The 14719-nt window shown below is 64.3% G+C and carries 13 protein-coding genes; 8 read left to right on the forward strand and 5 right to left on the reverse strand.

Going from position 1 to position 14719, the window contains the following annotated elements; genetic code table 11:
- Positions 1–58 precede the first annotated feature (58 nt).
- A complete protein-coding gene (locus AB1Z25_RS01025) occupies positions 59–835 on the forward strand; it encodes an exodeoxyribonuclease III (protein ID WP_235084874.1) in 777 nt (258 codons plus the stop codon).
- Positions 835–1428, forward strand: a complete 594-nt coding sequence (locus AB1Z25_RS01030) for an RBBP9/YdeN family alpha/beta hydrolase (RefSeq protein ID WP_235084872.1) — start codon at positions 835–837, stop codon at positions 1426–1428. The genes AB1Z25_RS01025 and AB1Z25_RS01030 overlap by 1 nt, the downstream gene beginning before the upstream one ends.
- A 2-nt stretch (positions 1429–1430) precedes the next feature.
- Here AB1Z25_RS01030 and AB1Z25_RS01035 read toward each other — a convergent pair whose 3' ends face one another.
- Together AB1Z25_RS01035 and AB1Z25_RS01040 are read right to left on the reverse strand one after the other, a co-directional pair.
- Positions 1431–2267, reverse strand: coding sequence for a sulfurtransferase (locus tag AB1Z25_RS01035; RefSeq protein WP_227106539.1), 837 nt, complete (start codon positions 2265–2267; stop codon positions 1431–1433).
- A 39-nt stretch (positions 2268–2306) separates the two neighbouring features.
- Positions 2307–2972 (reverse strand): HIT family protein, encoded by a 666-nt coding sequence (locus AB1Z25_RS01040; RefSeq protein ID WP_486636413.1) that lies wholly within the window; start codon positions 2970–2972, stop codon positions 2307–2309.
- A gap of 178 nt (positions 2973–3150) precedes the next feature.
- Here AB1Z25_RS01040 and paeA point away from each other — a divergent pair, with 178 nt between their 5' ends.
- The 3 genes from paeA (at position 3151) to AB1Z25_RS01055 (ending at position 7004) form a co-directional block, all read left to right on the forward strand.
- Positions 3151–4449, forward strand: coding sequence for a polyamine export protein PaeA (gene paeA / locus AB1Z25_RS01045; RefSeq protein WP_227106541.1), 1299 nt, complete (start codon positions 3151–3153; stop codon positions 4447–4449).
- A gap of 174 nt (positions 4450–4623) precedes the next feature.
- The gene (locus AB1Z25_RS01050) at positions 4624–4866 is read left to right on the forward strand and encodes a hypothetical protein (RefSeq protein ID WP_486636414.1); all 243 of its coding nucleotides are present in this window, start codon (positions 4624–4626) and stop codon (positions 4864–4866) included.
- Between the two features lie 527 nt (positions 4867–5393).
- Entirely contained in the window at positions 5394–7004 is a 1611-nt protein-coding gene (locus tag AB1Z25_RS01055; RefSeq protein ID WP_486636415.1) for a glycosyl hydrolase family 18 protein, read from the forward strand.
- Positions 7005–7052: 48 nt separating this feature from the next.
- On the opposite strand, the gene AB1Z25_RS01060 is transcribed toward AB1Z25_RS01055, so the two are convergent.
- Positions 7053–7601, reverse strand: coding sequence for a cysteine hydrolase family protein (locus tag AB1Z25_RS01060; protein ID WP_486636416.1), 549 nt, complete (start codon positions 7599–7601; stop codon positions 7053–7055).
- A 16-nt stretch (positions 7602–7617) separates the two neighbouring features.
- Positions 7618–11469 carry a DUF3683 domain-containing protein gene (locus tag AB1Z25_RS01065; RefSeq protein WP_486636417.1) on the reverse strand — a complete coding sequence of 1284 codons (3852 nt, stop codon included), beginning with the start codon at positions 11467–11469 and terminating at the stop codon, positions 7618–7620.
- 317 nt (positions 11470–11786) lie between these two features.
- On the opposite strand from AB1Z25_RS01065, the gene AB1Z25_RS01070 reads away from it, so the two are divergent.
- From AB1Z25_RS01070 to AB1Z25_RS01080, 3 genes are read left to right on the forward strand one after another with little or no spacing between them, the layout of a single operon-like run.
- A complete protein-coding gene (locus tag AB1Z25_RS01070; RefSeq protein ID WP_253313575.1) occupies positions 11787–12389 on the forward strand; it encodes a LemA family protein in 603 nt (200 codons plus the stop codon).
- A 1-nt stretch (position 12390) separates the two neighbouring features.
- Entirely contained in the window at positions 12391–13230 is an 840-nt protein-coding gene (locus tag AB1Z25_RS01075) for a TPM domain-containing protein (RefSeq protein WP_486636418.1), read from the forward strand.
- On the forward strand, positions 13230–13736 hold the full coding sequence (locus AB1Z25_RS01080) for a TPM domain-containing protein (RefSeq protein ID WP_227106546.1): 507 nt from the start codon (positions 13230–13232) through the stop codon (positions 13734–13736). Before AB1Z25_RS01075 ends, AB1Z25_RS01080 begins: the two co-directional genes overlap by 1 nt.
- A gap of 1 nt (position 13737) precedes the next feature.
- On the opposite strand, the gene pdxA is transcribed toward AB1Z25_RS01080, so the two are convergent.
- Positions 13738–14718, reverse strand: a complete 981-nt coding sequence (gene pdxA / locus AB1Z25_RS01085; RefSeq protein ID WP_486636419.1) for a 4-hydroxythreonine-4-phosphate dehydrogenase PdxA — start codon at positions 14716–14718, stop codon at positions 13738–13740.
- Between the last annotated feature and the right edge of the window lies 1 nt (position 14719).

The following is a 14719-nucleotide window of genomic DNA, read 5'->3' on the forward strand; positions in this document are numbered from 1 at the left end:
CTGTTAACTGTTTGAACGGCTGAAAAAATTGCCGGCAAGCATATCACGGGAGAGTCCTTTGCTTCGAATCGTTTCCGCCAATCTGAACGGCATCCGCTCCGCCGATAAAAAAGGCTTTTTCGACTGGTTGGCCGGCATAGACGCCGACTTCGTCTGCGTGCAGGAACTGAAGGCCCAGGCCGGCGACCTGTCCGAGCGCATGCGCCAGCCGGACGGGATGACCGGCTATTTCCATTACGCGGAAAAAAAGGGCTACAGCGGCGTAGGCCTGTATACCCGTCATCAACCGGATGCGGTGGTGGAGGGGCTGGGCGTCGACTGGATCGACGCCGAAGGCCGCTTTTTGCAACTGGATTTCGGCAATCTCAGCGTGATTTCGCTGTATCTGCCGTCGGGCTCCAGCAGCGATGAACGCCAGCAAGTGAAATTCGATTTTCTCGACGTGTTCATGCCGCATCTGGAAACGCTGCGCGCGGCCGGCCGCGACATCGTGATCTGCGGCGACTGGAATATCGCCCACAACGAGATCGATCTGAAGAACTGGAAGGGCAATCTGAAGAACTCCGGTTTCCTGCCGGAAGAGCGCGCCTGGATGACGGACTTGCTGAGCCGCGTGGGTTGGTGCGACGCCTGGCGCCGCCTGTACCCGGACACGCCGGGCTACACCTGGTGGAGCAACCGCGGCCAGGCTTACGCCAAGGACGTGGGCTGGCGCATCGATTATCACATCGTGACCCCGTCGCTGATGGAGCTGGCGCGCAAGGCCTCGGTATACAAGGACGAGAAGTTTTCCGACCATGCGCCGCTGATCGTCGATTACGAACGGAGCCTGTGATGTTGGACGAGGACGACGTCACCTTGATCACGGTGCCGGGCTGGGGCAATTCCGGCGCTGAGCATTGGCAGACCAGTTGGGAGCGCTGCTACCCCTTGGCGCGCCGGGTGGAGCAGGACGATTGGCTGTACCCGGAGTGCGAGGCCTGGGTGGACGGCATCCGGCGCACGCTGGAGCAGGTGCCGGGCCGCTGGATGCTGGCGGCGCACAGTCTGGGCTGCCATGCGGCTGCGGCCTGGCTGCGGACCTTGTCCTTGCGCGAACAGAAGCGGCTGCAAGGGCTGCTGCTGGTGGCGCCGCCGGCCTTGCCCATCAGCGAGGCGCGGGCGCGCGCCAGCGGCGAACTGCCGGAGGACGCGCCCTTGCCCGCTTTCGCCGGCTTCAACGCGCCGACGCTGCGCTTGCCGGCGCCGGCCTTGCTGGTGGCCAGCCGCGACGACTTGTTCTGCGACATGGCCGAGGCCGAGGCGATGGCGCAAGCCTGGGGCTGTCCCTTGGTGGACGCCGGCGCGCATGGACACCTGGGCAGCGCCGCGCGCCTTGGGCATTGGCGCTTCGGCCAGGATTTGCTGCAGGAACTGATGCTGGCCTGAGCCTAGCGCGCCACCGGCCTTGCCGGGTCGCTGCACCATTCGCTCCAGGAGCCGGGGTAGAGCCGGCTGCCTTCGAAGCCGGCGTGGCGCAGCGCCAGCAGATTGTGGCAGGCGGTGACGCCGGAGCCGCATTGATGAACGATGGACGCCGGATCGAGGTCGCCGAGCGCCGCTTGCCATTCGGCGCGCAGCTGTTCCGCCGGCTTGAAGCGGTTGTCGGCGTCGACGTTGAGCATGAAGAAGCGGTTGGCCGCGCCGGGAATATGGCCGCCCACCGGATCCAGCGTTTCGCCTTCGCCGCGGAAGCGCTCGGCGGAACGGGCGTCCACCACGGTGAAGGCCGGCTGCTCGATATTGCTCAGCACGGCGGCGGCATCGACGGTGTCTTCCAGTGCGGGCTTGATCGAGAAACGGCAGGGACGGCGTTCCGCCGTTTGCTGGTCGAGGGCGCGGCCGGTCCGGGTCCAGGCCTGGACGCCGCCGTCCAGCACCGCAACCGCGGAGTGTCCCAGCCAGCGCAGCAGCCACCAGGCGCGGGCTGCGTATTGTCCGGCGGCGTCGTCGTAGGCGACCACCTGGGTGTCCGGAGTGATGCCGATCGCGCCGAGGTCCACCGCCAAGCGGCTGCCGTCGGGCAGCGGATGGCGGCCGTTGGCGCCGGTCTTGCTGCCGGAAAGATGGTAATCCAGGTTCAGGTAATGCGCGTTCGGCAGGTGGCCGGCCTCATAGGCGGTCAAGCCATAATCCGCTTGTTCCAGCCGGAAGCGGCAATCCAGAATCACAAGGCGTTCTGTCGGCAGAGCCGCCAGCTGTTCCGCGGAGATCAAGGTTTGGTGCATGGCATTCCTCTTTCTTGATGGATGGCCGAGGACGGGCGCTTAGCGCAGCCGTCCGGCCTGATAAGGACGCGGGCAGGGCAGCAGCTGGTAGCTGCCGGGCTCCAGGCGCAGGCTGTCCACTTGTTCCGTGCCGTCCGGGCCGCAGCGGCGCAAGGCCAGCCAGTGCCGGCCGTCGGCGTCCACGCTGTCGACTGGCCAGCTCAGGCCGGATTCGGCGAAGAAGCGGTAGCAGGCCAGATCGGCGCCTTCCAGCCCGTCCGGAACCTGGTCCACCTGGATTTGATAGTCCAGCCAGCAATGAGTCTGGGCGGCGGCGAGCTGTCGGCGCAACTGCTCCGCCAGTTGCGGCCAGGCGCGCGGAGCGCTTTGGCGGCGGGCCGCGGCCCAGATCGGGGCGGGAAAATGAGCGTCGTCGGCGAAACGGGGAATCACGTGCCAGTGCAGGTGGGGCACCATATTGCCGAGGCTGGCCAGGTTGATCTTGTCGGCTTGCATGCAGTGCAGCAGCGCGGCTTCCACGTAATGGACCCAGTCCAGCAGGTGCAGGCGGTCGCAGGCGGACAGGTCCGTCATTTCCTTGACGTGGGCCTTCCAGATCACGCGGCAGAAACCGGGGTAGCCTTCCTCGTCCACCAGCAGGACTTTGAGATGATCGTCTTCGTGCAATACTTGCCCGGCCGGGGCCTGGCACAATTCACAATCCATGATGGCGGCCTTTTGAAATGCGGAAACCTTATTGTAACGGTTGCCGCGGGCTTCGGCTAAAGCCCGGTTCGCTGCTATCATTACAGAAATTATGATTTGAACTATTTATCATGCCTTCTGCCGTATGCCGTCGCCTGTGCGGTGTTCAGGCGCAGCGGCGGGCACAATGGAGAGCTTGATGACGGATATGATGATTATTCTGGCGCTGATTCTGGCCAGCGCCTTTTTCTCGGTGTCGGAAATATCGCTGGCGGCTTCCCGCAAGATCCGCTTGCGTCAGATGATGGACGAGGGCAACGTCAATGCCGGCAAGGTGCTGGCTTTGCAGGAGCATCCGGGACATTTCTTCACCGTGGTGCAGATAGGCGTCAATGCGGTGGCCATCCTGGGCGGTATTGTCGGCGAGGCGGCGTTCACGCCCTTCTTCGCCCGCGTATTGGGGTTTTTCCTGTCCCCGGATCTGGCTCAGAGCCTGGGTTTTCTCTCGTCCTTCCTGCTGGTGACCAGCCTGTTCATCCTGTTCGCCGACTTAACGCCCAAACGTCTGGGCATGGTGGCCGCGGAGACGGTGGCGGTGCGCATTGTGCGGCCCATGCTGTTCATGGTGTTGCTGTTCAAGCCGCTGGTGTGGCTGTTCAATGAATTGTCCGGCCTGCTGCTGCGGCTGGTGGGCATGCCGACCAGCCCGCGCGACGAGATCACCAGCGACGACATCTCGGCGATGATGGACGCCGGCGCGGAAGCCGGCGTGCTGCACCGGCAGGAACATCAGGTGATTGAGAACGTGTTCGAGCTGGAAAGCCGGCTGGTGCCGTCGTCGATGACGCCGCGGGAGAGCATCATCTATTTCACGCTGGACGAAGCGGAGGACAGCATCAAGTCCAAGGTGGCCGAGCAGCCGCATTCCAAGTTCCTGGTCTGCGACAACGGCATCGACAATGTGGTCGGCTACGTCGATTCCAAGGATTTGCTGCGCCGGGTGCTGGCCGGCCGCGCGATCTCCTTGAAGGAGCCCGGCTTGTTGAAGACGGTGCTGCTGATTCCGGACTCCTTGACCTTGTCGGAGTCGCTGGATCAATTCAAGGGCACGCGCGAGGACTTCGCGGTGATCTTGAACGAATACGCTTTTGTCGTCGGCCTGATCACGCTCAATGACGTGATGTCCACGGTGATGGGCGATCTGGTGGGCCAGGGACAGGAGGAGCAAATCGTCAAACGCGACGAGAATTCCTGGCTGGTGGACGGCATCACCCCGGTGGAAGATGTGCTGCGGGTGTTGGAGATCGACGAATTGCCGGACGATCAGAACTACGAAACCGTGGCCGGCTTCATGATGTATATGCTGCGCAAGATTCCACGCCGCACCGATTGCGTGCAATACGCGGGCTACAAGTTCGAAGTGGTGGACATCGATAATCACAAGATCGATCAGATCCTGGTGACGCGGGTGGCGGCCAAGGAGCCGGCGCCGGTCTGAGAAGGTTTGACTCCGCTCGCTTGGTGAGACGCGGCGCTGAGGCCTTGTACGATCGGTTACATGATTTAACACAGGCCTCACAGACTGCGGCGAGGCGGCTTGCATATGATGAATTCAAGGACGCACCAGGACGGTGCCCTGACAACCGATAAGTCGCAGACTTGGAGAAACATCATGAAAAAGATCACCGCACTGATCCTGGCTTCCGTAATCGGCCTGACTTCCGCCGCCGCCTTCGCCGCCGACGCCTCCGGCCCGGCCGCCAAGGCCGCCGCTCCGGCGCACGCCAAGAAACACCATCACAAGAAGCACGCCAAGAAAGCGGCTTCCGCTCCGGCCGCGCAGAAAGCCCAGGCCGCCAAGAAGCACGTTAAGAAGCATCACCACAAAAAAGCACAGGTGAAAAAAGCGGCTTGATTCTGCGGCTACAGGCAGGGTATCGGGAGGAGGCCAAGGCCTCCTCTTTGCGTTTCTGGCCGGTTGCGGCATGCGTTTGGCTTGCGATTGAAAACGTAATGGTTTTGTAGTGGCATGGTTTTGTGAAGCCCATGCTTTTGCTGTGAAGTTTTGTCTCAAATTGCCAACAGGCATTTCTCCTGTGCTTAAGCGGCTTTCTCACTGAAGAAATAGACATCGCCAAGTGCGCTGTTTATCTCCTTTTCTTGGCTATTTGTGCGATAAATTCGCCTAAATTCGCGTAAACCTGAACTTTCACGCATTTTTGAGCCACAGCTGCGCCCTTGTCGGCGTAAGACAATCCTTTTGACCTGTTTTAACTGTTATTAAGGACAGGTTGGTGAAATTTGGGTTGGCAGCGGTGGAGTGATTGCTCGAATCTGATACCACTGTAATACCACATGTCCGAACTAAAACGCCGGCTTGCGGTGCTGCAGCGGGGACAGCATGACGCTGCCGTGATCACTGACAGAATTGAGGAGGTCCGAATGTCGAAACTTTCGTTGACGTTGTCGGCGCTGTTTGGGGGGGCTGGCTTGTTGTTGAGCAGCGCGGCGGCGTTCGCCGCGCCGGCCTGCAGTGCGTGGAGCAATGCGCAGACCTATAACGGCGGCGATTACGCCTTGTACGCCAACAAGACCTGGCGCGCCAAGTGGTGGACGCAGAACAATCAGCCGGGCGCGGATCAATGGGGGCCGTGGGAAGAGCGGCCTGCCGGCGAATGCACGCCGGGCGGCGGCGATCCCGGCCCCGGACCGGGCACCGGCGTGCCGCCGGAACCGACGCCGACCGTGGGTCGTCATGTCGGCTCTTATTTTGCGCAATGGAGCATTTACGGCCGCAATTACAAGCTGCGCAATCTGGTGGACGCCGGCGGCGACAAGAAGCTGACCTTCCTGAACTACGCCTTCGGCAACGTCTACGCCGACGGCAAGTGCGGCATGGTGACCCGCGCCGAGAACGGCAACGGCGACGGCGGCGACGCTTGGGCCGATTACCAGAAATCCTTCGGCGCCAATGAGTCGGTGGACGGCAAGGCCGATGCCTGGAGCGATCCGCTGCGCGGCAACTTCAATCAGCTGCGCAAGCTGAAGCTGGCCAATCCTTCGCTGAAAGTGCTGATTTCGCTGGGCGGCTGGACCTGGTCGAAGAATTTCGGCAAATTCGCCGCCACCGACGCCGGCCGCAAGACCATGGTCGCGTCCTGCATCGATCTGTACCTGAAAGGCAATCTGCCGGTGGGCGAGAACGCCGGCGGCGCCGGCGCGGCCAAGGGCGTGTTCGACGGCATCGACATCGATTGGGAATACCCGGGCGGCGGCGGTCTGCCGACCAATAGCGTGGATCCCAACGATAAGCAGAACTTCACCTTGCTGATGGCGGAATTCCGCAGCCAGCTGGACGCGCTGACCGCGCAGAACAAGCGCCGCTACTACCTGACGGCGGCGATTGGCTCCGGCGTCGACAAGATCCGCCAGACCGAGCCGGCCAAGTACGCGGCCTATATGGACTGGATCAATGTGATGACTTACGACTTCAACGGCGGCTGGGACGCCAAGGGGCCGACCAACTTCCAGTCCAATCTGTTCCGCGATCCGGCGGCTCCGGTGACCGGCGACCGCGTCTACTACAACGTCGACGACTCGATCCAGACCCTGGTCAAGGGCGGCGTGCCCAAGGCCAAGCTGAACGTGGGCATCCCGTTCTATGGCCGCGGCTGGGCCGGCGTGGCCGCCGGACCCAAGGGCGATGGTCTGTACCAGGTGGCCACCGGCGCGGGCAAAGGCACTTACGAAGCCGGCATCGAGGACTACAAGGTGCTGAAGAGCCGTTCCGCCAAGCAGTTCGTGCATCCGGTCAGCAAGCAGCTGTGGACTTACGACGGCAACGAGTTCTGGAGCTACGACGACCCCGCCACCATCCGCACCAAGTTGGATTACGTGCGTCAACAGCAGCTGGGCGGGGTGTTCAGCTGGTCCTTGGACGGCGACGACGCTCAGGGCACTTTGCTGAAGACCACCAGCGAAGTCCGTCAGGACGCCGCCGCGGCCAAGAAGAAGGCGGCCGCCAAGGCCTCGGCCGCGTCGCCGTTGAAGTAAAACGGAAGCCGCAAAGAAAAACCGCCGGGCGTGCCCGGCGGTTTTTGTTTAGGCCGCGCCGCTTTCCAGTTCGGCGATGTTGCGCACGCGTAGGGGCTTGGGTGTTTCGTCCAGATTGGACCAGACCCAGTTGAAGTGATCGATCACCTGTTCCGCGTTCAGCCGCGGCCGCGGTTTGCAGGTGTGGGCGTCGGCGATCAGGGTGACGGCGTATTCCTGCGACATCGCCGAGCGCAGCGTGCTGTCCACGCAGAACTCGGTGGCGGAACCGGCCAGCCACAGCTCGTCGACATCGCCGCCGCGCAGCAGCTCGGTCAGCGCGGTACGCTGGAAGCTGTCGCTGAAGCGTTTGTGCACCACGGCGTCGCCATCCTGCCGCGCCAGCGCCGGATGTAGCTGCCAGGCCTCGCTGTCGCGCGCCAGATCGCTGCCGGGACCGCTGTCGTGCTGGATGAAAATCACCGGCATGTGTTGGCGGCGCGCCAGCGCGATGGCGCGGTTGAGATTGGCCAGCACGGCGTCGGCGCGGCCGGCGCGGGGCAGGCCTTCGATCTGACCGTATTGCACGTCGATGACGATGAGCGCTTTGTTGCCCATGGATTGTTCTCCAACCTTATAGAAGCACGCGCTCAATGCCGCCATCGCGCGCCTGGTCCACATACTGCTTCAACCAGTTCGGCCCCAGCACATACTTGGCGATTTCCACCACGATGTAGTCGGCCTCGGTGCCGGTGTCCGGGCCGTAGCGCGACAAGCCTTGCAGGCAGGACGGGCAGGAGGTCAGGATCTTCACCGGCTGGGACGGCTTGGCGCCGCCGGTCAGCGCCTGCAGGTTCTTGTTGATTTCCTCTTCCTTGCGCGAGCGCACCTGGGTGGCGATGTCCGGCCGGCTGGCGGCGAAGGTGCCGGATTCGCCGCAGCAGCGGTCCGACAGCGCCACGCCGCCGCCCAAGAGCTCGTTGACCACTTTCATCGGCTGATAGGCCTTCATCGGCGTGTGGCAGGGGTCGTGATACAGGTATTGCTGGCCGCCTACGCCGTCCAGCTTGACGCCTTTCTCCATCAGGTATTCATGGATGTCGATGATGCGGCAGCCGGGGAAGATGTCTTCGAAGCGGTATTGCGACAATTGGTCGTAGCAGGTGCCGCAGCTGACCACCACGGTCTTGATGTCCAGGTAGTTCAGCGTGGTGGCCACGCGGTGGAACAGCACCCGGTTCTCGGTGGTGATGGCGTCGCCCTTGTCCTGATAGCCGGCGCTGGTCTGCGGATAGCCGCAGCACAGATAGCCGGGCGGCAGCACGGTCTGCGCGCCGACATGCCACAGCATGGCCTGGGTGGCGAGGCCGACCTGGCTGAACAGGCGCTCCGAGCCGCAGCCGGGGAAGTAGAACACCGCTTCCGCGTCTTCCGACAGCTTGGGGTTGCGGATGATGGGCACGATGCTGGCGTCTTCCACGTCCAGCAGCGCGCGCGCGGTTTTCTTGGGCAGGCCGCCGGGCATGGGCTTGTTGATGAAGTGGATCACCTGCTCCTTGACCGGGGCCTTGCCGACGGTGGCCGGAGGCTGCCGGGTCTGGGAGCCTATCAGTCCCAGGCGCTTGCCCACCGCGTTGCCCAGCCGCTGCGCCTTGTAGGCGACGCCGACCAAGCCTGTGCGCAGCGCTTTGATGGTGGCCGGATCCTTGGCGGTGAGAAAAGCCATGCCGACCGCGGTGCCGGGATTGAAGCTCTTGTTGCCGGTCTTGCGCAGGAAGTTGCGCATCGCCACCGAAACATCGCCGAAGTCGATCTTGACCGGGCAGGGTTTGACGCAGCGGTGGCAGACCGTGCAATGGTCGGCGACGTCGGACAATTCCTCGAAATGCTTGAGGCTGACGCCGCGGCGGGTCTGCTCTTCGTAGAGGAAGGCCTCGGTCAGCAGGCCGACGCCGAGGATCTTGTTGCGCGGCGAGTACAGCAGATTGGCGCGCGGCACATGGGTGGAGCACACCGGCTTGCACTTGCCGCAGCGCAGGCAGTCCTTGATCGAATCGCTGATCGCGCCGATGTCGGATTGTTCCAGGATCAGCGACTCCGCGCCCAGCAAGGAGAACGACGGCGTATAGGCCATGGCCAGGTCGGCGCCGGGCAGCAGCTTGCCGCGGTTGAAGTGGCCGTTGGGGTCCACTTGCTGCTTGTAGGCGCGGAAGGGGGCGATTTCTTCTTCGCTGAGGAATTCCAGCTTGGTGATGCCGATGCCGTGCTCGCCGGAGATCACGCCGCCCAGCGCGCGCGCCAGCGCCATGATGCGCTCCACCGCCTTGTGCGCGGTCTGCAGCATCTCGTAATCGTCGGAGTTGACCGGCAGGTTGGTGTGGACGTTGCCGTCGCCGGCGTGCATGTGCAGCGCGACGAAGACGCGGCTGCGCAGCACTTTTTGCTGGATGGCGCGGATGGCGGCTAGGATGGGGCCGTCGGTGTTGCCGGAGAACAGCTGCTCCAGCTCGGCCTGCATTTCGCGCTTCCAACTGACGCGCACGACCATATCGCGCAGCGCGTGAAACACCGAGGCCGGCGTCGCCGCGGCGTCTTCCAGCGGCGCGTGCGGCCAGCGTTCGCGGTATTCGTGAAAGGGACGGTCAAGGTGTTCCAACAGCCATTGCCAGCGGTCGCGGGTGATGGCGAGCTGGGACAGCGCCGAGGCGCGGCGGTCGCCGATCAGTTCTTCCGACGGCAGATTGGTGTCCAGCTTGTCCACCGGCAGCCGGCCGTGGAAATATTCGGTCAGGGTGTCGAGCAGGCGCAGCTTGTTCTGGATCGACAGTTCGATATTGATGCGTTCGATGCCGTCGCTGTAATCGCCCAGCCGCGGCAGCGGGATCACCACGTCTTCGTTGATCTTGAAGGCGTTGGTGTGCTTGGCGATGGCGGCGGTGCGGCTGCGGTCCAGCCAGAAGCGCTTGCGCGTTTCCGGGGTGATGGCGATGAAGCCTTCGCCGTGACGCGCGTTGGCCAGCCGCACCACCTGGCTGGCGGATTCCGCCGCCGCGTCCTCGTGGTCCGACACCAGATCGGCGATCAGCACCATCTTGGGCCGACCCTTGCTCTTGGCCTTGGTCACATAGGACACCGCGCGCACATAGCGCCAGTCCAGGTGTTCTAGGCCGGCCAGCTGCACGCCGGCGGCGAGGCCGGCGCCGCCGGGTTTGAACAGGTCGGTGATTTCGACGATGGCCGGCGTGGCCTCGGCCACGGTGCCGAAGAACTCCAGACAGACGGTGCGGATGTGCTTGGGCATGCGGTGCAGCACGAAGCGGGCGCTGGTGATGATGCCGTCGCAGCCTTCCTTCTGCACGCCGGGCAGGCCGGCCAGGAATTTGTCGGTGACGTCCTTGCCCAGGCCCACTTTGCGGAAGGCGCTGCCGGGGATGTCCAGCTGACGGCTGGACACCACGGTCTGGCCATCGTCCTTGAGTTGGCTGACGCGGAAGCGGGCGACGTCGACGTCGTGGATCTTGCCGTAGTTGTGGCCCAGGCGTTCGATGAACTGCCATTGGCCGTCGGCGTCCACCATTTTCCAGCTGGCGAGGTTGTCCAGCGTGGTGCCCCACAGCACCGCCTTCTTGCCGCCGGCGTTCATCGCGATATTGCCGCCGATACAGGAGGCCTCGGCCGAGGTGGGGTCCACGGCGAACACCAGGCCGGCCGCCGCCGCGGCCTCGGCGACGCGGGCGGTGACCACGCCGGCGCCGCATTGTATGGTGGCGCGGGGGCCGTCCAGGCCGGGCAGTTCCACCTGTTCGACGCCGAGATGGCGGTCCAGCTTCTCGGTGTTGATCACCGCGCTCATGCGGTCCAGCGGCACCGCGCCGCCGGTGTAGCCGGTGCCGCCGCCGCGCGGGATGATGGTCAGGCCCAGCTCGATACAGGCGCGCACCAGCGGCGCGATTTCGGCCTCGCTGTCCGGGCTGAGCACCACGAAGGGGTATTCGACGCGCCAGTCGGTGGCGTCGGTGACGTGGGCGACGCGGGACAGGCCGTCGAACTGGATATTGTCGCGGCGGGTGAGCCGGGACAGCTTCTTCAGGATCTTGGCACGCAGTTCGCGGGTATCCTCGAACTGTTCGGCGAAGCGCTCGACGGCGGCGCGGGCCGCCGTCAGCATCTTGCCCACCTTGTCGTTGCCTTCGCGGCGTTTTTCCACTTCGGCCAGCCGGTGGCGCATCGCGTCCACCAAGGCGGCCAGCCGCTTGGGATTGTCCAGCAGGTCGTCGACCAGATAGGGGTTGCGGTCCACCACCCAGATATCGCCCAAGACCTCGAACAGCATGCGGGCGGAGCGGCCGGTCTTGCGTTCGGCGCGCAGTTCTTCCAGCAGCTTCCACATCGGCGCGCCCAGCAGGCGGATGAAGATTTCGCGGTCGGAATACGAGGTGTAGTTGTACGGGATCTCCCGCACACGGGCTTGGGTGGTGGTGGTCATTGTCCGTGCAGCTGTCATTATTGGAAAAACGTCCACCAGTGTAGCCCAATTGTTGCGTTGCGAAAAACCCGTATTCACTAGGGATTTCCCTCTTTACTTCAAGATATTGGCGCGAATTGTATATTGTTGGGCAAGGCGAGCCGGGGGCGGAGCGCGCCGGTCTTGCCGGTCTGGCCGCGCAGGGGAGGGAATGGTGCGCGCTATTCCATAGGCGGGGCGAAAACTGCTGGTTTTATGCTTTTTATGGGTAAACTGAAGCTCGAACGCGTTGCGCTGATCGGGATGGCGCGGCCACGACGGGAATGGAGAACAGGATGATGTGGAAGAAGTGGGCGATGGCTTTGTTATTGGCGGCGTCGCTGAGCGGCTGCGGTTACAACGCGATGCAGACTCAGGACGAGGCGGCCAACGCGGCCTGGTCCGAGGTGATCAATCAATACCAGCGGCGCGCGGATCTGATTCCCAATCTGGTCAAGACGGTGCAAGGCTACGCCAAGCATGAAAAAGAGGTGCTGACCCAAGTCACCGCCGCGCGGGCGCGGGTGGGCAGCATCCAGATGGATGCGTCGATGGCGACGGACGAGAAAAAGCTCAATGATTTCGCCGCGGCGCAGAATCAGCTGGGTTCGGCCTTGTCCCGCTTGCTGGTGGTGTCGGAAAACTATCCGCAGTTGAAGGCGGATCAATCCTTCCGCGATCTGCAGGCGCAGCTGGAAGGCACCGAGAACCGCATCGCCTTGGCGCGCAAGCGTTATATCGATTCGGTGCAGGCGTACAACAGTACGGTGCGGACCTTTCCCAATAATCTGACCGCGATGATGTTCAGCCTGAAGACCCGGCCGAATTTCACCGTGGAGAACGAGAAGGCCATTTCCACCGCGCCGCAGGTCAACTTCGGCGAGCCGGAGGCGAGCAAATAAGATGAGGGCGCTATGGCGTTGCTTGGGCATCGCGTTGCTGCTGTGCGCGCAGCTGGCGCGGGCGGAACTGGCGGTGCCGCCGGCCAGTTCGCCGGTGGTGGATCTGGCCGGTTTTTTATCGGCGGACGAACGCGGACAATTGGAACGGCAATTGCTGAGCTTTCATCAGCGCAAAGGCAGTCAGCTGGCGGTCTTGATCGTGCCGTCGGTGGAGCCGGAAACGCCTTTCGACTACGGCACCCGGGTGATGGACGCCTGGAAGCTGGGGCGCAAGGGGGTGGACGACGGCGTGCTGCTGCTGATCGTGGCGGATCAGCACAAGACCCAGTTGTTGGTGGGCCGCGGCCTGGAGGGCGCGATTCCCGACATCTACGCCAAGCGCATTCTGCAGGACACGCTGAGGCCTCTGTTCAAGCAGGGTTTGCGCTTTCAGGGCATTCAAGCGGCGGCGTCGCAGCTGGAAGGCCTGATCGACGGCGAAAAGCTGCCCCCGCCGACGCGGACTCAGCAGCAGGGCTGGGAAGACAGTTGGCCGGCGCTGGCGTTCGCGGTCTTGTTCGGCGCCGGCGTCGTCAGCCGCCTGTTCGGACGCTTGATCGGCAGCCTCATCATGGGCGGCCTGGGCGTCGCCGCGGCCTTGCTGCTGGGCGCAGGCGTCGTGTTCGCCTTGCTGGCCGGGGCGGTGGCGGCGCTCCTGTGCCTGGTGATCGGCGCCCACGGCTTGTCGTTCGGCGGCGGAGGCGGCGGGAGTTGGCGCGGCGGAAGCAGCGGCGGCCGCGGAGGCGGCTGGTCCGGCGGCGGCGGGGGATTTGGCGGCGGCGGCGCTTCGGGAGATTGGTGATGTGGAAATCATGGCATAGAGCGCTGCGTCATCTGGCCAGCACCGGCTATTTGGCGCGACGGCGTTTTCCCGCCGCGGAACTGGCGCGTTTGCAGCAAGGCATCGCGGCTTCGGAACGCGAACACGCCGGTCAGCTGCGCTTTGTGGTGGAGTCGGCGCTGGATTGGCGCGACGCCTGGCGCGGCATGAGCGCTCGAGAACGGGCGCTGGAGTGGTTCGGCCTGCTGAGGGTATGGGACACCGAGGAGAACACCGGTGTGCTGGTGTATGTGTTGCTGGCGGAGCGCCGCATTGAAATCGTCGCCGATCGCGGCATAGACCGGCGGGTGCCGTCGCGGGCCTGGGAGGAGATTTGCGCCGAAGTCGGACGCGCGATGGCGGAAGGCAAGCGAGTGGCCGGCCTGGAGGCCGGCTTGTGGCGGATACACGCTTTGTTGATCGAGCATGCGCCGCTCCGAGGCGGGCCCAGCGTCAACGAGTTGCCGGACGAGGTGATCGTCCGCTGAGTCAGTTCGCGGCGGAGGCGGCCAGTTGCGCCGCCAGCTGCACGGCCTCGAACAGACTGCCCGGGTGGGCCTGACCGCTGCCGGCCAGATCCAGCGCGGTGCCGTGGTCGACCGAGGTGCGGACGATGGGCAGGCCCAGGGTGATGTTGATGCCGGCGCCGAAGCTGGCGTGCTTGAGCACCGGCAAGCCTTGATCGTGATACATCGCCAGCACCGCGTCGCAGCGCCGCAGCTTGTCGGGGTTGAACAGGGTGTCGGCCGGCAAGGGGCCGATCAGGTCCATGCCCTCGCCGCGCAGCCGCGCCAGCAGCGGTTCGATGACCTCGATTTCCTCGCGCCCCAGATGGCCGCCTTCGCCCGCGTGCGGATTCAGGCCCGCCACCAGCACGCGCGGCGCGGCGATGCCGAACTTGGCGCGCAGATCCCCGTGCAGGATGCGGATGACCTGCTCCAGGCTGTCCGCGGTGATGGCGTCGGCGACGTCCCGCAGCGGCAGATGGGTGGTGGCCAGCGCCACGCGCATGCCGCCGCCGGCCAACATCATCACCACCTTGGGCGTGTGCGTGCGTTCGGCCAGGTATTCGGTGTGGCCGGAGAAGGCGACGCCGCCGTCGTTGATGACGCCCTTGTGCACCGGCGCGGTCACCATGGCTGCGAACTCGCCGCTAAGGCAGCCGTCGATGGCGCGGTCCAGCGTCGCCAGCACATAGCCGGCGTTGGCCGGGTCCAGCCGGCCGGGAGCGGCCGGAACCGCCAGCGGCACATGGCAAACTTCCAGTCCCTGCGCCGGCGCGGGCGTGTCCGGCGCGTAATCGCGCAGCGCGAGCGAGAGGCCCAGCTGCCGCGCGCGCGCGGCCAGCAAGGTCTTGTCGCCGATCAGCACGCAGCGCGCGCCGACGCCGGCCTCCGTCAGCCGCAGCGCCAGATCCGGCCCCACGCCGGCTGGTTCTCCGGTGGTGACGGCCAATACGGGGACGCTCATC

The sequence above is a fragment of the Chromobacterium sp. HL1 genome, assembly GCF_057418835.1.